This window comes from Luteococcus struthionis (genome assembly GCF_048595755.1).
Taxonomy (GTDB): domain Bacteria; phylum Actinomycetota; class Actinomycetes; order Propionibacteriales; family Propionibacteriaceae; genus Luteococcus.
The window spans coordinates 2,771,926-2,798,398 of sequence record NZ_CP184360.1 but is presented as its reverse complement, the minus strand read 5'-3'; the positions used below and the strand labels follow the sequence as shown (position 1 = coordinate 2,798,398).

The following is a 26,473-nucleotide window of genomic DNA, read 5'->3' as shown; positions in this document are numbered from 1 at the left end:
TGCCCACGCTCGAGGAGCTGATGAGCGATGACTTCGATCCGGAGACCGACATCGACTGGACCGGTGACAAGACCTTCCGTTCGGGTTTCGCCTGCTTCGTGGGCCGTCCCAATGCGGGCAAGTCGACCCTGACCAATGCGCTGGTGGGGTCGAAGATCGCCATCACGAGCTCCAAGCCGCAGACCACGCGGCACTCGATCCGCGGCATCGTGGATCGTCCCGACTCGCAGCTGGTGCTGATCGACACGCCGGGGCTGCACAAGCCCCGCACCCTGTTGGGGCAGCGCCTCAATGACCTGGTGCGCGAGACCTGGACCGAGGTGGACATCATCGGGATCTGTCTGCCCGCCAACCAGCGCATCGGCCCCGGGGACACCTTCCTGGTTTCCGAGGTGGCCAAGCTGACCAAGAAGCCCAAGCTGGTGGCCCTGGCCACCAAGACCGACCTGGTCAGCGGTGAGCGCCTGCGCCAGCACCTGCTGGCCATCCAGCAGCTGGAGGAGCAGCTCGACATCGTCTGGGAGACGATCATCCCCTGCTCGGCGGTCAGCGGTGAGCAGGTCGACGTCGTCGCCGACGAGCTGGTCAAGCTGCTGCCCTATGGCCCCGCCTTCTACCCCGACGGCGAGATCACCGACGAGCCCACCGAGAGCCTGGTCAAGGAACTGATCCGCGAGGCCGCCCTGGAGGGGGTGCGTGACGAGCTTCCGCACTCCATCACCGTGGAGATCGACGAGATGGGCCTGCGGGAGGGGCGCCCGGAGGACAAGCCGCTGCTGGACGTCTTCGCCTCGATGATCGTGGAGCGCGAATCGCAGAAGGGCATCATGATCGGCCACCGCGGGGAGCACCTCAAGGAGGTGGGCACTCGTGCCCGGCACCAGATCTCGGCCCTGCTGGGAACGCCGGTGCACCTTGACATCAAGGTGAAGGTGCTCAAGGACTGGCAGCGCGACCCGAAGTACCTCAACCGGCTCGGTTTCTGACCCCGTCGGCCGAGCCTGTCGAGGCCTCTTCGCGTCGGCCGAGCCGCTCCACGGTGGCCGAGCCTGTCGAGGCCCCCCGCCCCACCTCGCGGAACGCGCATTGTGATTTGTGCCACATCTTGGGAGGATTCCCGCATGAGCCACAGCGTCGTGACCGAGACCTTCCACAACCCCGGCGGCATCAAGACCGGTGCCATCGTGCGCCGCATCGAGCCCACCAGCCTCTCCACGCTGGTGTGCTTCACCGAGCCCGGTGGGCTGCACCACGTCGAGTGCCGCATCGAGTTCGACGGTGAGAATCCCTTCGACTGGACGCACTACGTGATGCACAACGACGACGAGTTCGTCGAACGCGACCACGAGCAGTCCGACCCGGGCGACGTCGTGCCCAGCTTTGCCGAGCCCCGGTTGGTGCAGCAGCTGCTCCACAGCGGTGAGCCGGAGCTGTCCTTCACCCTGCTGGATGAGGGCAGCGGCCAGATGCGCCCGGCGCGTCTGGTGCACAAGGGCGACGAGGTGGGGCTCTACAGCGAGGACCATCTGCTCAACCGTCACCGGGTGGTGGGCGACGAGGTGATCGCCTCCGACTGGAATGGTGCCGGATCACGCGTGGTGCATGAGGTCGACGAGCTGCTGGACGGCCTGGACGAGCAGGTGGCCCTGCGCGTGCGCAACTTCCTCAAGAGCTGACGCCAGTGCCCGCCGGCACCCGGGCGTCCCACGATCTGGGCAGACTTCTCGGGCGCCGGCGGGGCTTCTGGCTAGAGTGACCGGCATGGCGACCGCGAAGCGCTCCCTGCACCTGCAGGTCCGACTGCTCCTTCCCGGCCGCAGCGAGGTCCGGTAACTGGACCGGCCACGGCATCCTCGCTGCGGAGACCTGTCATGCCTGGCACCCACCCTCCGAAAGCTCGAGGAGCATTCCATGACCACCCAGAACCAGTTCGGAACCGTCCCCCAGCCGGGCGTCCCGGTGCAGCAGCCCAGCCCGATGCCCTTCGGCCGCTACACGGCCTTCGAACCCGTCGACGTGCCCGACCGCACCTGGCCGACCAAGAAGATCACCCAGGCACCCCGGTGGCTGTCCACGGACCTGCGCGACGGCAACCAGGCCCTGATCGACCCGATGACGCCCGCCCGCAAGCGCAAGATGTTCGACCTGCTGGTGAAGATGGGCTACAAGGAGATCGAGGTCGGTTTCCCCTCGGCCAGCCAGACCGACTTCGACTTCGTCCGCAGCCTGATCGTCGAGGACGCCATTCCCGACGACGTCCAGATCTCGGTGCTGACCCAGGCCCGTGAAGACCTGATCGAGCGCACCGCGCAGAGCCTGGTGGGCGCCAAGCGGGCCAACATCCACATGTACAACGCCACCGCGGAACTCTTCCGTCGCGTGGTCTTCAAGGTCAGCGAGGCGGAGTGCATCGCGCTGGCCACCCGCGGCACCGAGATGGTGATGAAGCATGCCGAGGCCAACCTGGGCGACGTGGAGTTCGGCTACCAGTACAGCCCCGAGATCTTCACCCAGACCCCGACCGACTTCGCCGTGGAGGTCTGCAATGCGGTGATGGACGTCTGGCAGCCCAGCGAGGGACGCGAGATCATCCTGAACCTGCCGGCCACGGTGGAGATGAGCACCCCGAACACCTACGCCGACCAGATCGAGTACTTCGGCCGCCACGTGCGAAATCGTGAGCACGTCGCGATCAGCCTGCACCCGCACAATGACCGTGGCACAGCCGTCGCCGCCACCGAGCTGGGCATGATGGCCGGCGCCGACCGTGTGGAGGGGTGCCTGTTCGGCCACGGTGAGCGCACCGGCAATGTCGACCTGGTGACGCTGGGCATGAACCTGTTCAGCCAGGGCATCGATCCCAAGATCGACTTCGGCAACATCGACGAGATCCGCCGCACCGTGGAGTACTGCACCGGACTGCCCGTGCACCCGCGGCACCCCTACGCGGGCGACCTGGTCTACACCGCCTTCAGCGGCAGCCACCAGGACGCCATCAAGAAGGGTCTGGAATACCTGGAGGCCAAGGCGCAGGCCGAGGGCAAGGACCTCCACGAGATCGACTGGGAGGCGCCCTACCTGCCGATCGACCCGCACGACGTGGGCCGTTCCTACGAGGCCGTCATTCGCGTCAACTCGCAGTCGGGCAAGGGTGGCATGGCCTACCTGATGAAGACTGACCACAAGCTGGAGCTGCCGCGCCGTCTGCAGATGGAGTTCAGCCGCGTCGTGCAGCAGCACACCGACGCCGAGGGTGGCGAGGTGAACTCCGAACAGCTGTGGACCATCTTCAATGCCGAATACCTGGAGCGCACCGAGCCGCTGCAGCTGCTGGGCACCTCCACCGCCAGTCAGGGTGGTGTGCACACCATCACCGCCGAGGTGAGCTGGCAGGGCGAGAAGCAGACCATCAACGGTGAGGGCAATGGCCCGGTCTCGGCCTTCGTCGACGCGCTGGGCCAGCTGGGCGTCGAGCTGCGCGTGCTGGACTACACCGAGCACGCGCTGACCTCGGGCGGGGACGCGAAGGCCGCCGCCTATGTGGAGTGCGAGGTGGGCAGCGAGGACGACGCGCACATCGTGTGGGGCGTCGGCATCGATCCCGACATCATGACCGCCTCGCTGCAGGGCGTCGTCAGTGCCGTGAACCGGATGTGAGGCGAGGCCTCGACAGGCTCGGCCACCGGAAGGGGGCTTGCCCGTCGGAAGGGGGCCTCGAAAGGCTCGGCCGCCGTGGTGGGATCACCGCGGCGGCCGTTCCGTTCCCCGAGTTTGTCGAGGGTGTGTTCCCCGAGCTTGTCGAGGGTGTGTTCCCCGAGCCTGTCGAGGGTCTGTTCCCCGAGCTTGTCGAGGGGTTACTTCTTCACTTCGTTGGGCAGTGCCCCGCCGAAGCGACGGTCTCGGCGGGCGTAGATCTCCACGGCGCGCCACAGGTCGCGGCGGTCGAAGTCGGGCCACAGCTGGTCGAGGAAGACCATCTCGGCATAGGCCGACTGCCAGACCAGGAAGTTCGACGTGCGCTGCTCCCCGGAGGAGCGCAGGAAGAGGTCGACGTCGGGAACCTCGGGCTCGTCGAGGTACTGGCGGAAGCGCTTCTCGTCGATCTTGGACGGGTCCAGGCGGCCGGCCTGCACGTCGAGCGCGATCTGGCGGGTGGCGTCGACGATCTCGGCGCGGCCACCGTAGTTGCAGCAGAACTGCAGGGTCAGGGTCGTGTTGTCCTTGCTCTGCTCCTCGGCCGCTTCCAGCTCGCGCACCACCGAGGGCCACAACCGACGCCTGCGCCCGGCCCAGCGCACCCGGACGCCGAGCGCGTCGAAGTCGTCACGGCGACGATGGATGACGTCTCGGTTGAAGCCCATCAACCAGCGGACCTCGTCGATGGAACGACGCCAGTTCTCGGTGCTGAAGGCATAGGCGCTGATGTAGGGGATCCCCATCTCGATGGCGCCCTCGATCACGTCGAAGAGCGAGGCCTCGCCACGAGCATGGCCCTCGGTGCGCTTGAGCCCGCGCTCCTTGGCCCAGCGTCCGTTGCCGTCCATCACGATCGCGACGTGCTGGGGAACCAGCTCGGCCGGGATCTGCGGCGGGCGGGCGCCGGAGGGGTGCGGGCTGGGGCCGCGCTTGGCGGGGCGATCTGTTGTCTTTCTGGCCACGCGCAGAGCCTAGCCCGTCGCCCCGCCGCCCGCAGTCAGGACTGGTCGGACTCGTCGAGGTCGGCGGGGGAGGCCTCCACCACCTCATCGGTGCCGGGCTGGTCCCACTGGGCCCGCATGATGGAGCGGATCTCGTCGCGAATCTGCTGCCCGGGTACGCCCCAGCCCTGCTCGTAGTGGTACAGCTCGGCCAGTGAGGTGTGGCCGGTGGTGCCGTCCACGATGTCCACGTCGGTGGGGCCCAGCAGTGCGGGATGGTCGACGCCAGCGGCCTCGGAGACCTTCAGCAGGTCACGCCGCAGGGTCTGCACGTAGCGGGCCAGACGCTGCGACTTGTCCTGCGGGTCCAGGCCGTGGGCCAGCCACTTGTCCTGGGTGGCGACGCCGGCGGGGCACTTGTCGGTGTGGCACTTCTGGGCCTGGATGCACCCGATCGCCAGCATCGCCTCGCGTGCGACGTTGATCATGTCGCAGCCCAGTGCGAAGGCGACGATGGCATTCTCGGGCAGCCCCAACTTGCCGGCGCCGATCCAGGTGATGCGGTCGGCCAGGCCCTGGGCGGCAAAGATCCGGTAGACCTCGGTGAAGGCCACGCGGAAGGGGTAGGCCACCGAGTCACTGAAGACCAGCGGTGCGGCGCCCGTGCCGCCCTCACCGCCGTCGATGGTGATGAAGTCCACGCCGCGCTGGCCGTCGGCCATCTGGTCGGCCAGTTCGCGCCAGAAGTCCAGCTCACCCACGGCGGACTTGATGCCGACGGGCAACCCGGTACGGTCGGCGACCAGTTCCACGAAGTCGAGCATCTCGTCGACGGTGGAGAAGGCCGTGTGGCGCGAGGGGCTGATGACGTCCTTGCCCTCCTCGACGCCGCGAATCCGGGCGATCTCCGCGGTCACCTTGGCGCCGGGCAGGTGGCCGCCCAGACCGGGCTTGGCCCCTTGGCTCAGCTTGACCTCGATCGCCCTGACCGGGGCGGACTCGACGACCGAGGCGAGCTTGTCGAGGTCGAAGTTGCCCTCGGCGTCACGGCAGCCGAAGTAGCCGGTGCCCACCTGCAGGACCAGGTCTCCGCCCTGGCGGTGGTGGTCGGATAGGCCACCCTCGCCGGTGTTGTGCATGAAGCCGGCCTGCTTGGCGCCCTGGTTGATCGACTTGATCGCCTGCGGGCTGAGCGAGCCGAAGCTCATCGCCGAGACGTTGACCACCGACGTGGGGCGGAAGGCGTGGCGACGGCCGCGGGGCCCTCCCAGCACCTTGGCGCTGGGCAGGTCACGGCCGTGGTCCAGGTGCACCGGGGCGGCTGGTGCCACGTCGGAGAAGGTGCGGTGCTTGACGATGGGGTAGCGCATGTTCTCGACGTCATTGTCGGAACCAAAACCGAAGTAGTTGTTCTGCCCCTTGGCCGAGGAGTAGACCCAACGACGCTGGTCGCGGCTGAAGGGACGCTCCTCGTCGTTCCCGGTGACGATGTACTGGCGCAGCTCGGGCCCGATCGTCTCGAGGGCATAACGGGCGCGGGCGATGACGGGGAAGTTGCGACGCAGGGCGTGCTTGGTCTGGAGGATGTCCTGGACGGCAAGCCCGGCCACGGTGGCGGCGGCTGCTCCGGCAGCGGTCTTCATGAGATCCATGACCCCAGTCTTGCCCGCGCGGGTTGGCCAGTGGGTGACCTTTCGCTGTCAGCGAGGCGTACGCAGGATGGATTCCAGCTTCTTGCCGCGGGCCAGCTCGTCGACCAGCTTGTCCATCCAGCGGATCTGTTGCATCAGCGGGTCGGTGATCTCCTCGACGCGGTGCCCGCAGACCAGGCCGGTGATCAGGTGGGTGTTGGGGTTCATGGCCGGCGCCTGGGCGAAGAAGGCCTCCAGGCTCCGCTCGTCGGCAATCGCCTGCTGGATGCCCTGCTCGTCGTAACCGGTGAGCCAGCTGATCACGGTGTGCAGTTCCTGCACGCTGCGGCCCTTCTTCTCCACCTTGGTGACATAGTGCGGGTGGATGCTGGCGAAGCTCATGTCGAAGATCTTGTGTCGGGCCATGACAGCTGAGGGTAGCGGCTGGCGCGTGGAAGACTGGAGGGGTGCCCACCTATCGTGATGAAGCCGTCGTGCTGCGAACCCACAAGCTGGGCGAGGCCGACCGCATCATCACCCTGCTCTCCCGCCAGAACGGCAAGATCCGGGCCGTGGCCCGTGGGGTGCGGCGCACCTCGTCCAAGTTCGGTGGCCGGCTGGAGCCCTTCAGCCACGTCGACGTGCAGTTCGCCACCGGCCGGGCTCTCGACGTGGTCACCCAGGTGGAGAGCCTGCACGCCTACGGCGAACCACTGCTGGCCGACTACGACGCCTACTGCTGTGGCCAGGTGATGCTGGAGACCGCAGACCACCTGGTGGCCGAGGAAAGGGAGCCGGCACTGCAGCAGTACCGACTGCTGGTGGGGGCGCTGCGCGTCCTGGGGCAGGGCACCACCGACGGCCCCCGGCCCGCGACGATGGTGCTGGACTCCTACCTGCTGCGGGCCCTTGCGGTGGCCGGGTATGCGCCGGCGCTGGACGCCTGCGCGCGCTGTGGCACCGAGGGTCCGCACGCCTTCTTCCACCCCTCGACCGGCGGCATGGTCTGCGTCGAGTGCCGCCCGCCCGGTTCGGCACGCCCGCGGCCCGAGACGATCGCCTACCTGCAGGCCCTGCTCACCGGCGAGTGGAGCGCCACCCGCGACGTGGAGAGCCCGCGCCAGCGGGAGGGCGCCGGACTGGTGCAGGCCTTCGTGCAGTGGCATCTGGAGCGCGGGCTGCGCTCGATGCCCTATGTGGACAGGCGGAGCCCCGTCAAGGACCCCCCAGCAGGAAGGCCAGACTGATCACCAGCGGGGCACTCCCGAGCGCCACAAGGACGCCGAGTAAGCCGAAGAGAGGGCGTCCGGCGCGGAAGGCGAAGAATGCCGACGTGGCGGCGCAGGTCGCCATGACGAACATGCCGAACCAGGTCATCTCCGGGCTGGTGCTGCCGAAGATGAGCATGGCGACCGCAACCGCCACGTTGAAGCCCAGGAATATCTGCGCCAGCTTCGCGCGCTCCCGTTGCTGAGATGTCACGCTCTCCATGGGCTCAGGATAGGCCGATGACCGGTTGTGTTCAGCAGTCCGAGCAGAGGCCGAAGAGCTCGATCTCGTGGCCCGCGTCACGGAAGTTGTGCTGGGCGGCCACCTGGGCGGCCCAGTGCTCAACCACCTGCGCGCTGATCTCGACGGTGCGTCCGCAGCTGCGGCAGACCAGGTGATGGTGGTGTCCGTCGTCCTCGCACTGCCGGTAGACCATCTCGCCCTCATCGGTGCGGATCCCGTCCACCTCGCCGGCCTCGAACATGGCCTGCAGGGTGCGGTAGACGGTGGCCAGGCCCACCTGGTCGCCACCCTGGCGCAGCAGCTCGTGCAGCTGCTGCGCGCTGCGGAAGCCGTCCACCTCGTCGAGCAGCGAGCGGATCGCCAGACGCTGCCGAGTCACCCGCTGCGGGGCGGGGGGCCGCGCGCTTCCCATTTCGGTACGCGTCTTGTCGTCAGTGCTCATCGAAGTGGTCTCCGTGGGGTGCGTGCCGGTGGCCGTCGTGCAGGTAGTCGACGTGGTCACCATGCTGCACGGCCACATGGTCCAGTGAGTGGGTGTGGGGTGGCTCCTCACAGACCACGTGGTCGGGGTCGTCGAGCCATTCGTCGCGGGCGCTGGCCGCCTGGTGGCGGTGGATCATCGAGGTCAGCGGCCAGGTGGCCAGGAAGACCACGATGGCGCACACCACGATGGTGGCTCCCGAGGCCGTGTCCCAGTAGTAGGAGCCCACCGTGCCGCTGAAAGCGACGATCGCTCCGATGGCCATGGCTCCCAGCAGGCTGTTGCGGAAGCTGACGAACAGGTTCTGTGCCGTGGCCACCGGGATCACCATCATCGCGCTGACCAGCAGCAGGCCCACGGTGCGCATGCTCATGGTGACGGTGATGGCGGCCAGCACCACCACCAACAGGTTCAACCAGCGCACGCGAAGCCCCAGGATCTGGGCGAAGTCCTCGTCGGCGCACACCGCGAACAGGCGCGGCCACAGGCCGACGCACAGCAGCAGCACCACCACCGCCAGCACCGTGACGGTGCGCACGTCGGAGTCGCTGATCGAGGTGAGCGAGCCGAACAGGAACTGTGACAGGGCGCCGGCGCCCTGCCCACCCAGCCCGGCCATCATCACACCGGAGGCCAGACCGCCGTAGAAGAGCACGGCCAGCCCGACGTCGCCGGTGGCGCGCCCCTGCTGGCGCAGCAGCTCCACGACCACCGCGCCGGCGACGCAGACGATGATGGCCAGCGGCAGGGGAGCGGTTCCGGTGAGGAAGCTCAGCCCCACACCGGCGACGGCGACGTGGCCCAGGCCGTCGCCCAGCAGGCTGAGACGACGTTGCACGATGTAGGTGCCGATCGCGGGCGACATCAGCCCGGACAGGAAGGCAGCGATGATGGCTCGCTGCATGAATTCTGCGGAGAAGATCTCAAGCACCGCGGTGCCTCCGTCCCCCGGGCAGGGGATCGCCCAGCCGCATCGGGTTGTAGCGTTCCGGCCGGATCGTCACTGGTGGCACCCCGGTGCCGGGCAGCAGCTGGCCGTCGTGGATGACCTGTCCGTCGCGCAGCACGATGGCGCGGTCGATCAGCTCGGCCAAGGGCCCCAGGTCGTGCAGCACGACCAGGATGCCCAGACCGTCCTGCTTGAGCTCGGTGAGCACCGCGGACAGCGTGCGCTGCGAGCTGGTGTCCAGGCCGGCCAGCGGCTCGTCGAGCACCATCAGCTCGGGGCGGGTGCACAGGGCACGCGCAATCAGCGCCCGCTGCTGCTGGCCTCCCGACATGCGCAGGAAGGGCAAGGGCTGCAGCTCTGTCAGCCTGACCTTCTCCAAGGCCTGGTCGACCGCCTCACGGTCTGCCCGTCGCATGGGGACGAAGGGCGGACGATGGCCGAGGCGACCGGTGCTGACCACCTCGCGCACGGTGGCATTGGCCAACTGCAGGTTGCCGCGCTGGGGCACGTAGCCCACGCGTTGCCACTGGCGGAAGGATCGCAGGGGCTTGCCGAAGACCTCTCGGGTGCCCTGCAGCGTGGGATTGAGGCCCAGCAGGGTGCGGACCAGCGTCGTCTTGCCGGAGCCGTTGCCACCCAGCAGGGCGACCGTCTCACCGGGCATCACGTGGGCGTCGACGCCGTGCAGGATCTCGTGTCCGTGCAGGGCCACCACCAGGTTGCGCCCCTGCAGCAGGGGGGTGGGGGAGTCGTTCACTGGCATCCATTCGCGGTCTTGAGGGCGGACAGGTTCGCCCGCATCACTTCCAGGTAGTCCTTTCCCTTGGACTCGCTGGTCAGTGTGGTGGCGGGGTCCAGCACTGCGGTCTTGAGCCCGAGGTCCTTGGCGATGGCCTTCGAATGGGCCGGTGAGGCCTGGGTCTCGTAGAAGATCGTGGTGATCTTGTGCTTCTTGGCCACTTGCTGGATCTCGGCGATGCGCGAGGGCGAGGGTTCGTCCTCGGTGGAGATGCCGGCGATGCCGATCTGCTCCAGCCCGTAGGCGTGGGTCAGGTAGCCGAAGGCCTCGTGCGAGACGACGATCTCCTTGCGCTGGCACGAGGCCAGACCCTGCGTGAAGGACTGGTCCAGCTGGGTCAGTTCCTTGGTCAGCTGCGTGGCCTTGGCCTTGAGGGGCTCGGCCTGCTCCGGGGTCTGCTCGGCCAACTGATCCGCAACGGCCTGGGTGATCTTGACCATGTTGGTGGGGTCGAGCCAGATGTGGGGATCGTTGGCGCCGTGGTCGTGGTCCCCTTCGGCATGTTCCCCCTCCTCGGCATGCTCCTCTTCGTCGGCATGCTGGGCGTGCTCCTCGGGGGTCTCGTCCTCATGGTCGTCATGGGCCTGCAGCGGTTCCACCAGCGTCATCGCGTCGATGACATTGCTGGGCTGGGCCACTTCGATGGCCTTGTCGATCGAGGACGAGAAGCCCTTCACGTAGATCACCAGATCGGCCTCGGACAGCGAGGCCACCTGCCGCGGGGTCAGTTCGACGCTGTGGGCATCGGCCCCGGGATTGGTGAGGCTGACCACCTCGGCGTCCTCACCGGCGACGCGCTCGGCCACGAACTGCAGCGGGTAGAAGGCGGTCACGACGGTGAACCGATCATCGTCGGAGGCGGGGGAGTCGGTGGAGGAACAGGCTGCGGTGGACAGCAGCGCGCCACAGGCGACGGCCGCGGTCAGTTGACGAAGTGGTGCTTTCACGGCAGCGATTATCAACCCAAATGAGAATCATTTGCAAATTGGTCCCGGTGGTGGATTCCGGCGCTGGACGCGGGTGCAGTAGGCCGTGTGTCGGCCGACGTCTAGGCTCGTCGCGTGATCGTCATCAACCGTTTCCGAGTCCCCGCCGCCAGCCAGTCGGCCTTCCGTGCCCAGGCCGACGCGGCCGTCCAGCTCTTCGAGACCAAGCCGGGGCTGCTGTCCATCGACCTGGTGCAGAACCTCGACGACCAGGACCTGTGGAGCCTGGTGACACGGTGGGAGAATGTCGGCAGCTACCGGCGGGCCCTGGGCGGGTATGAGTCGAAGATGACCATCGTCCCGCTGCTCAGCCTGTCCATCGATGAACCCAGCGCCTATGACACGGCCGAGGAAGTGGGGAGCAACGTGCCACGCATGGCGTGATGGCGCCCTGTCTGCGCTGCAGCCGATATGGTGTCGGCAGCGATACTGGCTCCGCCTTGGCGGTGCTGCGCGAGAACCCGACGTCATCCAGGCGCCGGGACCATTGAGGACATGGAGTAGAAGTGGCACCGAGCACACTCGACAACGTCATCAGCCTGTGCAAGCGACGGGGATTCGTCTTCCCGTGTGGCGAGATCTACGGCGGCACGCGCGCCGCCTGGGACTACGGACCCCTGGGCGTGGAGCTCAAGGAGAACATCAAGAAGCAGTGGTGGCGCTACATGGTCACCGGCCGCGACGACGTCGCGGGTCTGGACAGCTCGATCATCCTGCCCAAGCAGGTGTGGGTGGCCTCCGGTCACGTCGGCGTCTTCACCGACCCGCTGACCGAGTGCCTGAGCTGCCACAAGCGTTTCCGCGCCGACCACCTGGAAGAGGACTTCGAGGCCAAGCACGGCCGGATGCCCGAGAGCCAGGCAGAACTCAACTGCCCCAACTGTGGCAACAAGGGCCAGTGGACCGAGCCGCGCGACTTCAACATGATGCTCAAGACCTACCTGGGCGTCCTCGAGGACGAGTCGGGCCTGCACTACATGCGTCCGGAGACCGCGCAGGGCATCTTCGTGAACTTCAAGAACGTGGTGCAGACCAGCCGTCGCAAGCCGCCCTTCGGCATCGCGCAGGTGGGCAAGAGCTTCCGCAACGAGATCACCCCCGGCAACTTCATCTTCCGCACCCGTGAGTTCGAGCAGATGGAGCTGGAGTTCTTCGTCAAGCCCGGTGACGACGAACAGTGGCACCAGTACTGGATCGATGCCCGCACCGACTGGTACACCGATCTGGGCATCAGCCGGGACAACCTGCGCCACTACGAGCACCCGCAGGAGAAGCTCTCGCACTATTCCAAGCGCACCGTCGACATCGAGTACAAGTTCGGTTTCGCGGGCAGTGACTGGGGTGAGTTGGAGGGCATCGCCAACCGCACCGACTTCGACCTGAAGACCCACTCGGAGCACTCGGGCGTCGACCTGAGCTACTTCGACCAGGCTGCGGGCGAGAAGTACATCCCGTACGTGATCGAGCCCTCGGCCGGCCTGACCCGCTCGCTGATGGCCTTCATGGTGGAGGCCTACACCGAGGACGAGGCCCCCAACACCAAGGGTGGCGTCGACAAGCGCACCGTGCTGAAGCTCGACCACCGTCTGGCTCCGGTGAAGGCCGCCGTGCTGCCGCTGAGCCGCAACGAGGCCCTGTCGCCGAAGGCACGGGACCTGGCCGCCCAGCTGCGCAAGAACTGGAATGTCGACTTCGACGACGCCCAGGCCATCGGCAAGCGCTACCGCCGCCAGGACGAGATCGGCACCCCGTACTGCATCACGGTCGACTTCGACACCCTCGAGGACAACGCGGTCACCATCCGTGAGCGTGACAGCATGCAGCAGGAGCGCGTCGCCCTCGACCAGGTGGAGGGATACCTCGCCCAGCGCCTGATCGGCTGCTGACCGCCGCGCTGAGCCCCGGACGCTGGCTCCAGCTCGGTTCCGGAGCCCAGCTTCGGTCCTCGAGCCCAGCTTCGGTCCCCGAGCCTGTCGAGGGGAGAACGGTGCCGCACCCCACGTGGGTGCGGCACCGTCGTCATTTCCGCTGCGGTCCGCAGCGCGACGGGGACGGGCAGCGATTTCACGCACTCGCAAGCTCGCGTATGCCGTCCGCACACGCGGGATTCCTAGGGTCGGGAGTACCCCACTGGTACCACCCTCAGGAGTACGCCATGAACCCCATGCGACGTGGTGCGGCCACCGTTCTCACGGCCGCCCTCGCACTGACCTCCCTCGCCGCCGCCAGCCCCGTCGCGGAAGGACGTGGCCGCCTGGACCGAGAGGCGGCCGCGGTGAAGAAGCTCACCCGCAGCAATGCCTGGGAGCTCGAGAAGAGCATCGACCTGAAGTTCGACACCTTCCACATGCAAGGCATGAGCCTGGTCGGCGAGCACATCTGGATCTCCAGCGTCGAGATCATCGAGCCCACCACCAAGTACCCCAAGCCCGTCGACGGCATGGACCGAAGCCCCGGCAAGGGACGCGGCCACGTCTTCGTCGTCACGCGTGACGGAGAGCTGGTCAAGGACATCGTCGTCGGCGAGGGCGACATGCACCACCCCGGCGGCATCGACTTCGACGGCAAGCGCGTCTGGGTTCCGGTCGCCGAGTACCGCCCGTACAGCAAGGCCGTGGTCTACACGATCGACCCGCGCACCTACCAGGTGCGGGAGGCCTTCCGCGCAGACGACCACGTCGGTGGCGTCGTGCACGATCGCCGCGCCAAGAAGATCGCCGCCGTCACCTGGGGCAGCCGCGAATTCCTCACCTTCAAGAAGCGCACTGGGCGACTGGTCGACGAGCAACGCAATCCCAGCGCGATGGTCGACTACCAGGATTGCGAGTATTCCGGAGCCGGCACGATGATCTGCACCGGCATCACCGGGCTCAAGGATGCCGACGGCAAGGCCTTCGAGCTGGGTGGTGTCGCGCTGCTGGACATCCGCTCCGGCAGCCTCATCAACGAGGTGCCCGTGCAGGTGTACAGCAACAATGGGCACGTCGTGACCCGCAATCCGGTCGCCTTCCAGGCGAAGGGATCGACGCTGACGATGTTCTCGGCCCCCGACGATGGTGAAGAGGGCTCCGAACTGCTGGTCCACACCACCCAGATCTGAGACTGACCGCCGCAAACAGAGAGCTGGCGGGCCCTCACTGCCATAACGGCAATGAAGGCCCGCCAGCTCTCTGTTTGCGGCAGGGACCGCGAGTATCAGCGCGCAGCGCGCAGGATCTCGATGATCCGCGGACGCAGCGTGGCGACGCTGACCACCTCGTCGATGGAACCGACCTCGACGGCGCGGTGCACATTGTGGATGGCGTCGAACTCCCCGGCGACGGTGGAGATCATCTCGGCCCGCACCGTCTCGCGCAGGTCGGCGAGCTCGGCCTGCAGCGGCACCTTGCCTGCCTCGTCGGCCTGTTCGATGTGAGCCTTGAGCTCCACCAGACGAGGATCGGCCTCGACGCGCTTGCCCACCTCGCGGCTGAAGACCACTGCTGCGGCCGGGGCGCCGCCGATCACCGACGCGTAGGAGCCCTCCAACGCGAGCACGGTCATGTTCTCGTTGAGCGCCTTGGAGAAGACGACGAAGGCACCGCCGTGGTAGCGGCTGATCACGACGAAGACGATCGGGCCGTCGAAGTTGACCATGGCCCGTCCGATCTCGGCGCCGTACTCCAGCTGCAGGTTGCGCATCGACTCCGGGGAGCCGTCGAAGCCGGACAGGTTGGCCAGCACCACGAGCGGTCGGTTTCCGGAGGCGGCGTTGATCGCGCGCGCTGTCTTCTTGGAGGAACGCGGGAACAGCGTGCCGCCGGTGAAGCTGTCGGGGCCGTCGGCCGGCAGGTAGCCGGGGCGCGGCGTGGGCTTGGACTCGATGCCGATCAGGGTGATGGGCAGCCCGCCCATCGTGGTGTCGAAGACCACCGAGGTGTCGGCGTCGGCCATGCCGGCCCAGCGCTCCAGCGGTTCGTGGTCATTGTCGGCCACGGCGCGCATCACGGTGCGGATGTCGAAGGGCTTCTTGCGTTCGGGGTTCTTGTCGGCGCTGAAGATCTCGGCCACGGTGGCGAAGTCGCTGCCCTCGCAGGAGTGCGGGGTGGCGCCGACGTCACGGCCGTCGGCGTCCTGGGTGGGGATCTCACGCGGACGTGCCTCACCGGGGGCGACGTAGCAGTGCTCGTAGTGGCGCATCAGGATCTGCTGCGCGCCGGCCAGGTCGCTGGCCCAGTACTGCGCCTGGCCATTGGGGCCCATGATGCGGTCATAGCCGCCGATGCCATGGTTGTCCTCGGCCGAGACACCGCCGGAGAAGTCCAGCGACTGCTTGCCGGTCAGCACCATGGCGCTGTCCGGGGTCATCACCAGGATGCCCTTGGTGTGCATCAGCATGGTGGCCTCGGCATTCCAGTAGGGCTGGGCGCCCACATTGATGCCCGCGACGATGACATTGATCTCGCCGCCGTCCTGGGTGAAGTTCACGATCCGGCGCAGCGCGTGGGCCACGGCGTCCATGTTCTCGGTGCCCGAATCCATCGAGATTCGAGCCCCGGAGGAGAGGGTGAACCAGTCGACGGGCAGTTGCTCGCGCTCGGCCAGGTCGATCGCGGCGACGATCCGGTCAGCCTCCGCGCCACCGATCGAGCCGAGCGACTTGAGCGGGTCGCCGAACAGCACGATGCGTCGCACACCCTCGGGGTGGATCGCGGTGGGGGTGGACACGTCGGCGACGATGATCCCTGCCGTGTTCAATCCGTGCTCGCGCTCGACGGGCACCAGGTTGCCGGCCTCGTCCAGGTCGAGTTCGACGGCCCTGCCGCGGGAGCTGGCGACCAGGCCGAACAGTTCGTAGGGGTAGACCAGACCGCGACGACGGGCGCGCAGCACCTTCTCGTCGTAGGCGCTGACCGGGGCCAATGGTTCGGTGGCCGGGTCCTGGATCTGGAAGCGGACACCGAAACCGGGCTGCAGGCTGAAGCGCACCACGGTGGGCACCGGGGCGGTGCCCGGGGTGCGGGTGACGGTGGCCTGGATCCGGACCTCGGTGATGCCGGCGTCGGCGGTCAGCGGTGCCAGCGTGCGCTCCAGGTGGCCGAGGTTGCGCAGGTCGACGTCGTGCTCGCCCCAGATGTGGATCCAGACGTGGTTGTGGTCCAGTTCCCCCTTGCGGGCACCGGCCCGGGCGCGACGGATCGCGTCGGTGGCGTTGATCAGAGCACGTTCCAGGTGGGGCATGCCAGTGACGGTGCCGTCCTCGTCGCGCAGGATGCTGAGGCGGCGCACCTGCGCCAGGGCCACCAGACGGGCGTCGTCGGCATTGGTCTTGGCGACGGCCTTCAGCAAGACCGTGGTGCCGGGCGCGTCGAGGCGTTCCAGGTCGAAGTTCTCCAGGCGCCACAGGTTCAGCTGCCGGCCCACCATCGGGTGGTGACCACGCTGGATGCGGTCCTCGACCAGGCCGTCGGGGCCCGGGCGAAGCGTGAGGTACTCCACCCTGCCGTCGCCCAGCGGGAGCACGCACACCACCAGGCGACGCAGTTCCGCGACGAAGCCCAGCCGTGAGGCGCGGGCGATCACCTCGTCGGCCAGCTGGTCACCCGAAGGTGCCTGCTCGGCGGTCAGGTACAGGTCGACGACGCCGTCCTGGTGCTCGTCGCGCTCGGCCACAAGCGAGGTGAGCTGGTCGACCAGCCCCGTACCTGCGGTGAACTCGTCGTAGCTGCCGATGGCCGAGACAAGCCGGGTCGGTTGATCGTCGATCACGTAGTCGGCCGTGGCCACGCCGTGCCCGCCGACGGTGGTCTCGGTGAGATTGGTCAGGTGCTGCCCGCGGTAGTGGCGCTGCGCCAGGATGCCCAGCAGTGGCTCCTCGGCAGTGGCGCGGCGGGCCGGGTCGACGCCCAGGAAGCCCACCAGCCGATCGGGGGCGGCGACGAGCTCCTCGGCCACCGCCTCGCGGGTCGCTCCCTCGGGGAGCGCCTGCAGGTGGGCCAGCAGCTCCGGCACCTGGGCCAGCGCGGTGGCCTGCTGGGCGTCCAGCGCGGGCTTGTCGAACCAACGGAAGCGGATCGTGCGAGCCAGGTCGCCGACGCGGGGGAAGCGACGCTGGGTGGCCAGCACCAGGCGGTCGAGCACCGCGCGGGTGGGCTGGCCGGCCTGGCGGGGACGATCCATGGCGGCCCACTGCTGCAGGATCCCGGTGACCACCTGCAGGGCGGGGGCCCAGCGCTGCTGCAGCAGGAAGAGCCGGAAGACGGCCTCCTCCAGTTCCGGGGAGTGGTCGAGGGCGTCGACGCCGTAGTGGGTCATCACCGTGGAGAGTCGGTTGGCGAAGCTCTCCGGCAGCTGTTCGCGCTCCACGTCGAGGCTGTGCAGGTAGCGCTGGAAGAACTCGCGGGTGGTGTGCACGCGATCGGCCGTGCGGGCGGGGGCATCGTCGGTGTGGGCACGGTCGGGCTGGTTGCGATGCAGCTCGACGACGTCGGAGAAGACGTCCAACAGGCGTGCCTCGGCGTCCACTGCGTCGGGATCGTACTGGCGCAGTTCCAGGTAGCGACGAAGCGGCAGGCCCGGATCCTCCGGGTCGGTGTCGAAGCCCAGGACCACCTGTCGCAGCGCGGTGCGGGCGGCCTCGGGGCTGCTCACCGCCGCGGCATCGTCGGGCAGGTCCAGCGCCACCTCGGGGATCTCTGGGCCGGTCGTCGAACCGTCGTCCAGCGGCTCCAGTCGGGCCAGCGGCGCGCCCGTCTCCACCTGGGTTCCGGCGCGCACGGCGATCTCCTTCACCCGAGCGGCGAAGGGGGCGGCGATGATGGTCTCCATCTTCATCGACTCGAGCACCAGCACGCGGTCGCCGGCCGCCACCTCGTCGCCCTCCTGGACGGGGGTGGCGACGACCAGGGCGGGGGCCTGGCTGCGCAGCACGCCACCCTCGTCGCGGCTGACGCGGTGGGTCTGCCCGTCGACCTCGATCGTCTGCACCGGGCCGGGGGTGCCGAGCAGCACGCGATGGGTGCGTTCACCGATGACCAGGCGTGCGGTGAACTCGTCCTGTCGGGTGAACTGGGCGACCACGGTGGTGGCGGCACCTGCGCTGCCGAGGGCGACCTCGAACTCGTGCGGGCCCATCCGGAGCACCCGGACGCTGTGCGTGGTGCCGCGCAGCTTCAGCTCCATCGGGCGGCCCAGCTCGTGGTTGGCCAGCGGGCGGCCGCGACGGGCGGTGTCCAAGAAGCGGGCACGCTCCACCTCTTCGGCGGCCAGGTAGGCCTCGATGCCTGCGACGACCAGCGCTGCGCCGGAATGGGGGCTGCGCTGCAGGCCACCGTTGGCGCGGGTCCGGTCGATCCAGCCGGTGTCGGCCCAGCCGTCGGGGCCGGTCCCGTCGACGACGGCGGGCTGGTCGAGCAGTTCGAGGATGAAGGACTTGTTGGTGGTGCCGCCGTCGATGACCACCTGGGTGTCGGCCATGGCGCGGCGCAGGCGGCCCAGGGCTTCCTCGCGGGTCGCTCCATAGGCGATCACCTTGGCGATCATGGAGTCGAAGTCGGCGGGGATGGTGTCGCCGGCCTCGACGCCGGTGTCGACACGAATGCCGGGGCCCTGGGGCAGCACGAGGTGCTGGATGTGGCCCGGGGCGGGGGCGAAGTCGCGGTCGGGGTCCTCGGCATTGAGGCGGGCCTCGATGGCGTGGCCGATCTCGTCGGGCTTGTCGCCCGCGAGCTTGCCGCCCTGTGCGACGTGCAGTTGGAGCTTGACCAGGTCGGTGCGGGTGGTGACCTCGGTGATGGGGTGCTCCACCTGCAGGCGGGTGTTGACCTCCAGGAAGGCGAACAGCTCCTGTTCGGGCTGGTAGAGGAACTCCACGGTGCAGGCGCCGCGGTAGCCGACGCGCACGGCGAGGCGTTCGGCACTGGCCTTGACCTCGGCGACCTTTTCGGGCGAGAGCAGGGGAGAGGCGGACTCCTCGATCACCTTCTGGTTGCGGCGCTGCACGGAGCAGTCACGCACGCCCAGGGCCCAGGCGGTCTCGCCGTCGCTGATCACCTGCACCTCGACGTGGCGGGCGCCGGTGACCAGGCTCTCGAGGAAGACGGTGCCGGAGCCGAAGGCCCGTTCGGCCTCGCCACGGGTGCGGTCGAAGACGTCGGTGAGGTCGGCGTCGGTGGTGACCTTCTGGATGCCTCGGCCGCCACCACCGGCGGTGGCCTTGAGCATCAGCGGGTAGCCGATCCGGTTGGCGACGGCCAGCGCGTCGTCGAGGCTGTCGACCGAGCCCTGGCTCCAGGGGGCGACGGGGACGCCGACCTCCTCGGCGATGAGCTTGGAGCCGATCTTGTCGCCGAGCTGGCGCATGGCCTCGGCGCTGGGGCCGACGAAGGTGATGCCCAGCTTGGCGCACAGGTCCGCGAAGGCGGGGTCCTCCGCGACGAAGCCCCAGCCCACCCAGGCGGCGTCGGCGCGGGTGGCGACGAGTGCCTGTTCCAGCTTCGCCATGTCGATGTAGGGGCGGGCGCTGGCCGGCCCCAGGTCGAAGGCGACGTCGGACTCCCGCACGAACATGGCGTTGGCCTCGCCCGTGGTGTGCAGCGCGATCACCTCGATGGCGGGCTGCTGGGGGTGCTCGGCGTTGAGCTCCCGCACCGCGTGGATCAGGCGCATCGCGGCCTCGCCGCGGTTGATGACGGCCAGGCGGGTGATCGTGGGGGTGGTGCTCATGCGCGTCGTCCTTCGGATCCGGAAATGCGAACATGGCGACGCTAGTCCTGTGGCCAGCCACAATGCGGGAAGGATTTGCGCAGAGTCAGCCCCGGATCCTTGGTGGGATTCCTACAAAGCGCGCCCTCTGCGGTCCTCGCCCGACGGCGTAGCTCCCCACCCCGACGGCCGAAGCTGCGCACCCCGCTGGCCGACCTCCACATCCAACGGCCCAGCTCCACTTCCGACGGCCGAGCCTGTCGAGGCCTCCCGTCACTTCGACGTGCGCAGTCATCTGCGCACGTGGGACTCACCGGGGCACGTGCTGCAGCGGGTGCACCAGTTCCTGCGACGTGCGCAGTCCACCGCGCACGTTGTCCTCGACCGGCTCGGGTGGTGACCTCTCGTGGACGGAAACAAGCGGCTCGGATGGCTCGCCACCGTCGTCTTCCTTGGCCATCACAGTGCCCCACCCAACGGTGGGTCAGGCGGGGTCGTGCAGCGCCAGTGCTGCAAGGGCGACGAGGCACCCACCGCTGACGAGGTAGATGGGCCAGCCCCACGGGGAATGGGTGCCACCGCTGGTCACATAGGTGTCAGCCAGGGCGATGCCCGGGCCAAAGGAGGCCAGCCAATGTGCCGGCGCGGCCAGGACTCCGAGTATGAGGAAGCCGACGGCATCGGATCGAGGATCTGGACACTGACGGCGCAGGCTGGCAACCAGCAGTGCCAGTGCGAGCAGGACTCCCAGCCCGACGATCCGACCACGATCGGGACGTCCAGGGACTCACCCGCTGCGGCGACGTCGGCGTGGACCTGGGACAACGTCCGCTCCGGTGCGGTGGCCAGGGGATTGAGCACCAGGTTCTGCACCACGGACCACACGGCCAGCAGGGCGATGCCGACAAAACCAAGCAGGGGCACGCAGCGTCGGGTCATGGACCAAATCTAGGAGGTGGCGGCCCTGAAGAGATCGGCCCATCGGTCCGGGCTTGTCAGACCACGGTCTGGCTGTGATCCCGCCCAAGGCGATGCGGTTTTGTCGGCGGCCACAACTACAGTTGGTCCGGCCGGCGGCAGACCGTCGGCGCAGCAGATCCTGGAAGTGAGTTCGTGAGCGTCTACCCGCCCCTTCGTCTGTCGGCACCCAGCAAGACCGATGCCGTCGTCGTCGACACGCCCGTGGTGCTGGCCCCGATGGCCGGCATCACCAACCGCGCCTACCGGCAGCTGTGCGCCGAGCAGGGCGCGGGCCTGTATGTGTGCGAGATGCTCACCAGCCGCGGCATCGTCATCCAGGATCGCAAGACCAAGCAGATGCTGGGCTTTGCCCCCAATGAGACGGTCCGCAGCGTGCAGACCTACGGGGTCGACCCGGAGACCGTCGCCCGGGCCACCCATGTGCTGTGCGACCAGTACGGCGTCAACCACGTCGACCTGAACTTCGGCTGCCCGGTCCCCAAGGTGACCCGCAAGGGCGGCGGTGGGGCCCTGCCGTGGAAGCAGGACCGCTTCCGCGCCATCCTGCGGGCCGTGGTGAAGGCCGCCGACAGCTACGGCGTGCCGGTGACCATGAAGACCCGCAAGGGCATCGACGACGACCACCTCTACTACCTCGACGCCGGACGCATCGCCCAGCAGGAAGGTGTGGCCGCCATCTGCCTGCACGCCCGCACCGTCGGCGAGGCCTACTCGGGGCAGGCCGACTGGGACGCCATCGCGCGCCTGGTGGAGCACGTCGACATCCCGGTGCTGGGCAACGGCGACATTCTGGGAGGCCAGCGACGCCATGCGGATGATGGAGCAGACCGGCGCGGCTGGAGTCGAGGTAGGCCGTGGTTGCCTGGGTCGCCCGTGGCTCTTCCGCGACCTCGCCGACGCCTTCGCCGGACGCCAGACGCAGCACAAGCCCACCCTGGGCGAGGTGGCCGCGATGGTGCGTCGCCACGGCGAACTGCTCGCCGAGGTCATGGGCGAGAAGTACGGCCTGACCGATCTGCGCAAGCACATGGCCTGGTACTTCAAGGGCTTCCCGGTGGGTGGCGAGTTGCGCCACCAGCTGGCGATGATCAGCGACTTCGAGACCTTCGACTCCCTGCTCGCCCAGCTCGACCACGACGCACCCTTCCCCGAGATGGAGCTCGGCAAGCCCCGCGGCCGCCAGGGCACCCCGCGGGCCAAGGTGATCCTTCCCTACGGCTGGTACGACGACACCGACGGCCGTGAGCTGCAACTCTCCGACGACGACGCCGCAGGTTCAGGAGGCTAGGACCCATGTGCACCGACGACCTCTCCGCGACGGCCCCCGGGGCCTCGACAGGCTCGGCCACCGAGGCAGCGCAGCCCGAGATCATGCCTCGAGCAGCGGCATGGGCCGACACCATGCATGGCCATGCCGGGGACGACTTCGTCCAGGCCCATCGCGATTCGCACGCGGCCATGGAGCCCGGACCGGTGCTCGGTCGGGAGGCGCGCGAGGAGCGGGAGGCCCTCACCCTGCGTCGCGGGGCCACGCTGGCGCGCGGGGCGGGGGACAGGGCCGTGGAGGAAGAGCCCGACTCCGAACGCACCTGCTTCGAGCGAGACCGTGACCGGATCGTGCACTCACCGGCCTTTCGCCGACTCGCGGGCAAGACCCAGGTGGTGGTCTACCCGACCGACCACCAGCGCACCCGCCTGACCCATGCGATCGAGGTGGCGCAGGTGGCCACCAGCATCGCCCGGGGCGTCGGCGCCAACGTGGCGCTGGCCGACGCCATCGCGCTCGGCCACGACTGTGGCCACGGGCCCGGTGGCCACGCCTCCGAGGACGCCTTCGACGCCTTCATCCCCGAGGGCTACGACCATGGCCCGTGGGGCGCCAATGTCGTGCTCACCGGCCTGAACCTGTGCCAGCAGACCCTGGACGGCATCCGGAACCACTCGTGGAGCAGGCCCGCGCCGGGCACCATCGAGGGTGAGATCGTCAGTTGGAGCGACCGCATCGCCTACTGCGCCCACGACCTGGAGGACGCCATCCACGCCGGCATCGTCACCCTGGACGACCTGCCCGAGGAAGTGGCGGCCATCGCCGGGGTGGGGCGGCGGGCCCAGCTGGGCACCTTCATCCGTGCCGTGATCCGCACCACCAATGCCACCGGCCGGGTCGGCATGGATGCGGACACCGCCGCGGCCCTGGCGGCGCTTCGACGCTTCAACTACGAGCGCATCTACACCCGCCCCGACTCGGTGGCACAGGCCCACGCCGTGGTCGAGGTGCTGCGCGGGCTGGTGGAACGCTACGTCGAAGCCCCCGAACTGATGCCAGCCGACTACCGGTGGGACGACATCACCCGCGGGGCGGTCACCTATGTGGGTGGCATGACCGACCGTTTTGCCTTCGAGCAGGCCGAGCACCTGCTCGGATGGAGCAAGGACCGGCTGCCGCGGGGCATCGGCCGGGGCGCCTGAACCGTCAACCACCGCTCAAGGTTGCAGGTGCACTGAGGCGGTGCCGCCCCTATCGTGACAGTGCGCGGCTCGTGACAGGGCGCGGCGCATGTCGCCGCCTGTGGCGCCAGTTCGAGGGGAGGCACGATGGCACAGGGACCGAAGCGGACCAAGTCCGATCCGACGATCGTGATCGTGCTGCTCATCTGCGTCCTGGTGGGCATGTGGCAGGGTGCTCGTGGCCTGGTCACCGGAGCCTCTGCGGGAGACCGGGAGCGCGGTGGCGCCGTGGCCATCGAGAATGCCGAGACCTTCAACGGCAGCCTGCGGATCAGCACCGCGGCCTGCCATGACACCAAGGGCCTCGACGAGGTCCGCTACCGGGTGGAGGATTCCCGCGGCCGCGAGGTCGCCAAGGAAGTCCACTCCTTCGTCGCGGGGCGGGTACGTCAGGCAGCCAGCATCGGGTCGGGCCTGGCCGCCGACCGCTACCGAGCCGAGGTCACCTGCCTCAGCAATGGCCAACCGGTCGGCGAAGCCCACGTGACCCACGCCACCGTCGGCAAGGGCGGGGGATCACGCCGGCCCGCCCAGCTTCCCGACACCGGCCACTGAACCAGCGGCGAGACGCGTGCGCGGTCAGGGGCGCAGCCTCTCGCGGAGGTCGGCCGGAAGCAGACGACCACTGCGCATCAGCTTGTTCGCGATCACCACGGTCAGGGTCTGTCCTGCCATGATCCCCACCAACACCAGGAGCTGGGCAGCCCCGGCCTGCAGGGCGGAACCGCCACCCAGCAGCACGCCGACGAAGGCGCCCGGCAAGGTCACCAGGCCCACGGTGCGGGTGGTGTCCAGATTGGGAACCAGCGCGTCCTGCACGGTGCGCTGGGTCACCAGTTCGACCGCCTCGTGCCGCTGGAAGCCCAGCGAGAGAGCCGACTCATAGCTGGCAATGTTCTCCCGCAGGGCCGCGAACTGTCGTCGTCCGAACAACGTGTGGGCTGTCATCATGTTGCCGATCACGATGCCGGCCAGGGGAATCAGCGCTGCACCGGTGAACGGCGAGGCGCCCGTGCCGAAGATGATCGCCAGCACCGGGACGACGCCACAACCCATCGCCAGCGCCGTCCAGGGCCACGCGCCACCGGTTCCGGTGCGCTTGACGGTGGTGCGCACCGCGACGGCGAACATCAGCAGGCTGAAGGCCAACGCCAGCCACACATTGCGCAGGCAGGCCACGATGATCAACGAGACCGCCGCCAGCTGCAGGGCGGCGCGCACGGCGGCCACCACATTCTGCGTGGCCAGCCCGGTCTTGCCCCACAGTGAGCCGGCTGCGGCCACGCCCACCAGCAGCATGAGGGCGACGGGCAGTTGCCAGGCGAGTTCGACGATCACCGGGCAAGTCTAGGACGGCGATACACTGCCCCACATGGCCGGACGCATCAACGACGAGGACATCGCGCTCGTCCGGGAACGCGCCCGGATCGACGACGTGGTGAGCTCCCACGTCACCCTCAAGCCCGCCGGCGGTGGTTCCCTGAAGGGCTTGTGCCCCTTCCACGACGAGAAGACCCCCAGCTTCCAGGTGACCCCCGCCAGGGGTTTCTTCTACTGCTTCGGCTGCGGCGAGGGTGGTGATGCGATCACCTTCCTGCAGAAGATCTCCAACCTGAGCTTCACCGAGGCAGTGCAGCAGCTGGCCGACCGCACCGGCGTGCAGCTGCGCATCAGCGACGACGGGGGCCCACGACAGGAGCCCGGGCTGCGCGTGCGCATCCTGGAGGCGAATGCGGCCGCCGAGGAGTTCTACCGCAAGCAACTGATGAGTCCCGGAGCCCTGGTTGCCCGCCAGATGCTCGACGGGCGGGGCTTCGACCGGGCAGCCGCGGAACACTTCGGCGTCGGCTATGCCCCACGGGGTGGGCGCGAGCTGAAGTACCACCTGAATCGGCTGGGCTTCCGGGATGCCGAGCTGGTCAAGGCGGGGCTGATCCGCGAACACGGGCATGACTTCTTCCAGGGTCGCGTGCTGTGGCCGATCCGTGACTCCGGCTCCGCCGTTCTCGGTTTCGGGGCCCGACGTCTGTTCGACGACGACCGGATGCCCGCCAAATACCTCAACACCCCCGAGACGCCCGTCTACAAGAAGTCCCACGTGCTCTACGGCCTCGACCTGGCTCGCCGCAACATCGGCAAGAAGTCCCAGGCCGTGGTGGTGGAGGGCTACACCGACGTGATGGCAGCCCACCTGTCCGGCGTCGACACGGCGGTGGCCTCCTGCGGCACGGCCTTCGGAGACGACCATGCCCGCATGCTGCAGCGTCTGATGGGCAACCAGGGGGCCTTCACCGGCGAGGTGATCTTCACCTTCGACGGCGACCAGGCCGGCCAGAAGGCGGCCCTGAAGGTCTTTGGCGGAGACCAGAACTTCATCGCCCAGACCTATGTGGCGATCGAGCCCAGCGGCCTGGACCCGTGCGACCTGCGACTGCAGCAGGGGGAGGCCGCGGTGCGCGAGCTGGTCGGGCGCCGCGTGCCGCTCTACCGCTTCGTGATGGAGAACACCGTCAAGGACTATGACCTGGATCGTGTGGACGGGCGGCTGCAGGCGCTGCGGGCCTCCGCGCCGCTGGTCACCTCGATCCGCGACACCTCCCTGGTCAACGGCTACCTGCGCGAGCTGGCGTCGATGCTCGGGATGGACATCGACGAGGTGCGGGCAGAGGTCTCGCGCGCCCGGCGACGCCAGCAGAACCAGCCAGCCAGGCCGCAGCACCGCGAGCCGGCGCCCGCGGCGGTGCAGGAGGACGACGGGCATGATGCCTCGGCCATGCCGTGGCCCGATCCCGCCGACCGCAGCCTGGGAGTGGAACGCGGCACGCTGAAGTTGATGCTGCAGTACCCAACCCTGTTCGACACGGCGTGGAACCACGTCAGTGTGGACGATTTCAGCCATCCCGCCTACCGGGCGGTCTTCGCCGCGATCCAGCAGGTTCCCTGGACCTCCGAGCAGTGGCCGGAGCACGTCATCGAGTCCACCCCCGACGAGGTGGTGCAGCAGCTGGAGGTGGCGCTGCTGGTGGAGTCCGTGCTGCGCGAACCGGACGAGGCCTACGCGACGGCCTACGCCTCGCGCCTGCAGCTGTTGCGTGTGGAGCGTGAGATCAAGGACCTCAAGAGCCGGCTGCAGCGCACCAATCCGCTGGAGGACGAGGCCGGGCACAAGCGGATGTTCTCGGCGCTGCTGGAGCTCGAGGTGCGTCGCAAGCAGCTGCAGCAGGCCTCCCTGGGGGCGCTGGACTAGTTCCTTGCCAAGGCCCACGGTGCAAGAGCTGTGGACCGAATCGTGTTGGCCGGGTGTTGT

The 26,473-nt window shown here is 68.4% G+C and carries 22 protein-coding genes and 1 pseudogene; 11 read left to right on the top strand and 12 right to left on the bottom strand.

From position 1 onward, the window contains the following. Positions 1 to 20 precede the first annotated feature (20 nt). From era to leuA, 3 genes are all read left to right on the top strand, one after another. Positions 21 to 986 (top strand): GTPase Era, encoded by a 966-nt coding sequence (gene era / locus ACOAMO_RS13060; protein WP_420177046.1) that lies wholly within the window; start codon positions 21 to 23, stop codon positions 984 to 986. A gap of 135 nt (positions 987 to 1,121) precedes the next feature. Further along, positions 1,122 to 1,676: a hypothetical protein gene (locus tag ACOAMO_RS13055; RefSeq protein ID WP_420175181.1), complete on the top strand. Its 555-nt coding sequence runs from the start codon at positions 1,122 to 1,124 to the stop codon at positions 1,674 to 1,676. A 235-nt stretch (positions 1,677 to 1,911) separates the two neighbouring features. After that, the gene (gene leuA, locus ACOAMO_RS13050; RefSeq protein ID WP_420175180.1) at positions 1,912 to 3,657 is read left to right on the top strand and encodes a 2-isopropylmalate synthase; all 1,746 of its coding nucleotides are present in this window, start codon (positions 1,912 to 1,914) and stop codon (positions 3,655 to 3,657) included. Between the two features lie 197 nt (positions 3,658 to 3,854). Here the strand turns inward: leuA and ACOAMO_RS13045 are convergent, their stop codons facing one another. Genes ACOAMO_RS13045 through ACOAMO_RS13035 form a run of 3 tightly spaced genes read right to left on the bottom strand, consistent with a single transcriptional unit; the run spans position 3,855 to position 6,694 of the window. Then, positions 3,855 to 4,658: an isoprenyl transferase gene (locus tag ACOAMO_RS13045; RefSeq protein WP_420175179.1), complete on the bottom strand. Its 804-nt coding sequence runs from the start codon at positions 4,656 to 4,658 to the stop codon at positions 3,855 to 3,857. 35 nt (positions 4,659 to 4,693) lie between these two features. Next, on the bottom strand, positions 4,694 to 6,289 hold the full coding sequence (locus tag ACOAMO_RS13040) for an FMN-binding glutamate synthase family protein (protein WP_420175178.1): 1,596 nt from the start codon (positions 6,287 to 6,289) through the stop codon (positions 4,694 to 4,696). A 48-nt stretch (positions 6,290 to 6,337) separates the two neighbouring features. After that, a complete protein-coding gene (locus tag ACOAMO_RS13035; protein ID WP_420175177.1) occupies positions 6,338 to 6,694 on the bottom strand; it encodes a DUF2200 domain-containing protein in 357 nt (118 codons plus the stop codon). A 41-nt stretch (positions 6,695 to 6,735) separates the two neighbouring features. On the opposite strand from ACOAMO_RS13035, the gene recO reads away from it, so the two are divergent. Beyond that, the gene (gene recO / locus ACOAMO_RS13030; protein WP_420175176.1) at positions 6,736 to 7,515 is read left to right on the top strand and encodes a DNA repair protein RecO; all 780 of its coding nucleotides are present in this window, start codon (positions 6,736 to 6,738) and stop codon (positions 7,513 to 7,515) included. Here the strand turns inward: recO and ACOAMO_RS13025 are convergent. From ACOAMO_RS13025 to ACOAMO_RS13005, 5 genes are read right to left on the bottom strand one after another with little or no spacing between them, the layout of a single operon-like run. After that, complete coding sequence (locus tag ACOAMO_RS13025) at positions 7,484 to 7,759, bottom strand: hypothetical protein (protein WP_420175175.1); 276 nt, start codon at positions 7,757 to 7,759, stop codon at positions 7,484 to 7,486. The genes recO and ACOAMO_RS13025 overlap by 32 nt on opposite strands. Before the next feature lie 31 nt (positions 7,760 to 7,790). Continuing rightward, a complete protein-coding gene (locus tag ACOAMO_RS13020; protein WP_420175174.1) occupies positions 7,791 to 8,222 on the bottom strand; it encodes a Fur family transcriptional regulator in 432 nt (143 codons plus the stop codon). Beyond that, positions 8,212 to 9,165: a metal ABC transporter permease gene (locus tag ACOAMO_RS13015; RefSeq protein WP_420177045.1), complete on the bottom strand. Its 954-nt coding sequence runs from the start codon at positions 9,163 to 9,165 to the stop codon at positions 8,212 to 8,214. Before ACOAMO_RS13015 ends, ACOAMO_RS13020 begins: the two co-directional genes overlap by 11 nt. A gap of 19 nt (positions 9,166 to 9,184) precedes the next feature. Beyond that, entirely contained in the window at positions 9,185 to 9,967 is a 783-nt protein-coding gene (locus ACOAMO_RS13010) for a metal ABC transporter ATP-binding protein (RefSeq protein ID WP_420175173.1), read from the bottom strand. Beyond that, positions 9,964 to 10,956, bottom strand: a complete 993-nt coding sequence (locus ACOAMO_RS13005) for a metal ABC transporter substrate-binding protein (protein ID WP_420175172.1) — start codon at positions 10,954 to 10,956, stop codon at positions 9,964 to 9,966. Before ACOAMO_RS13005 ends, ACOAMO_RS13010 begins: the two co-directional genes overlap by 4 nt. 114 nt (positions 10,957 to 11,070) lie before the next feature. Between ACOAMO_RS13005 and ACOAMO_RS13000 the strand changes: the two genes are divergently transcribed. From ACOAMO_RS13000 to ACOAMO_RS12990, 3 genes are all read left to right on the top strand, one after another. Next, positions 11,071 to 11,379, top strand: a complete 309-nt coding sequence (locus ACOAMO_RS13000; RefSeq protein ID WP_420175171.1) for an antibiotic biosynthesis monooxygenase family protein — start codon at positions 11,071 to 11,073, stop codon at positions 11,377 to 11,379. Positions 11,380 to 11,501: 122 nt separating this feature from the next. Continuing rightward, positions 11,502 to 12,881, top strand: coding sequence for a glycine--tRNA ligase (locus tag ACOAMO_RS12995; protein WP_420175170.1), 1,380 nt, complete (start codon positions 11,502 to 11,504; stop codon positions 12,879 to 12,881). Between the two features lie 269 nt (positions 12,882 to 13,150). Next, positions 13,151 to 14,095, top strand: a complete 945-nt coding sequence (locus ACOAMO_RS12990; protein ID WP_420175169.1) for a DUF6454 family protein — start codon at positions 13,151 to 13,153, stop codon at positions 14,093 to 14,095. Between the two features lie 95 nt (positions 14,096 to 14,190). Here ACOAMO_RS12990 and ACOAMO_RS12985 read toward each other — a convergent pair whose 3' ends face one another. From ACOAMO_RS12985 to ACOAMO_RS12975, 3 genes are all read right to left on the bottom strand, one after another. After that, positions 14,191 to 19,698, bottom strand: a complete 5,508-nt coding sequence (locus ACOAMO_RS12985) for a carboxyl transferase domain-containing protein (RefSeq protein ID WP_420175168.1) — start codon at positions 19,696 to 19,698, stop codon at positions 14,191 to 14,193. 289 nt (positions 19,699 to 19,987) lie between these two features. After that, positions 19,988 to 20,137, bottom strand: a complete 150-nt coding sequence (locus ACOAMO_RS12980) for a hypothetical protein (protein ID WP_420175167.1) — start codon at positions 20,135 to 20,137, stop codon at positions 19,988 to 19,990. A 125-nt stretch (positions 20,138 to 20,262) separates the two neighbouring features. Further along, complete coding sequence (locus ACOAMO_RS12975) at positions 20,263 to 20,616, bottom strand: hypothetical protein (protein WP_420175166.1); 354 nt, start codon at positions 20,614 to 20,616, stop codon at positions 20,263 to 20,265. A gap of 258 nt (positions 20,617 to 20,874) precedes the next feature. On the opposite strand from ACOAMO_RS12975, the pseudogene dusB reads away from it, so the two are divergent. From dusB to ACOAMO_RS12960, 3 genes and pseudogenes are all read left to right on the top strand, one after another. Further along, positions 20,875 to 21,946, top strand: a pseudogene (gene dusB / locus ACOAMO_RS12970) (tRNA dihydrouridine synthase DusB). Between the two features lie 113 nt (positions 21,947 to 22,059). Continuing rightward, the gene (locus tag ACOAMO_RS12965) at positions 22,060 to 23,127 is read left to right on the top strand and encodes an HD domain-containing protein (RefSeq protein WP_420177044.1); all 1,068 of its coding nucleotides are present in this window, start codon (positions 22,060 to 22,062) and stop codon (positions 23,125 to 23,127) included. A gap of 126 nt (positions 23,128 to 23,253) precedes the next feature. Beyond that, positions 23,254 to 23,721, top strand: a complete 468-nt coding sequence (locus ACOAMO_RS12960; RefSeq protein ID WP_420175165.1) for a hypothetical protein — start codon at positions 23,254 to 23,256, stop codon at positions 23,719 to 23,721. A gap of 24 nt (positions 23,722 to 23,745) precedes the next feature. Here the strand turns inward: ACOAMO_RS12960 and ACOAMO_RS12955 are convergent, their stop codons facing one another. Beyond that, on the bottom strand, positions 23,746 to 24,465 hold the full coding sequence (locus ACOAMO_RS12955; RefSeq protein WP_420177043.1) for an ABC transporter permease: 720 nt from the start codon (positions 24,463 to 24,465) through the stop codon (positions 23,746 to 23,748). Positions 24,466 to 24,538: 73 nt separating this feature from the next. Here ACOAMO_RS12955 and dnaG point away from each other — a divergent pair, with 73 nt between their 5' ends. Beyond that, entirely contained in the window at positions 24,539 to 26,413 is a 1,875-nt protein-coding gene (gene dnaG / locus ACOAMO_RS12950) for a DNA primase (RefSeq protein ID WP_420175164.1), read from the top strand. Positions 26,414 to 26,473 lie beyond the last annotated feature (60 nt).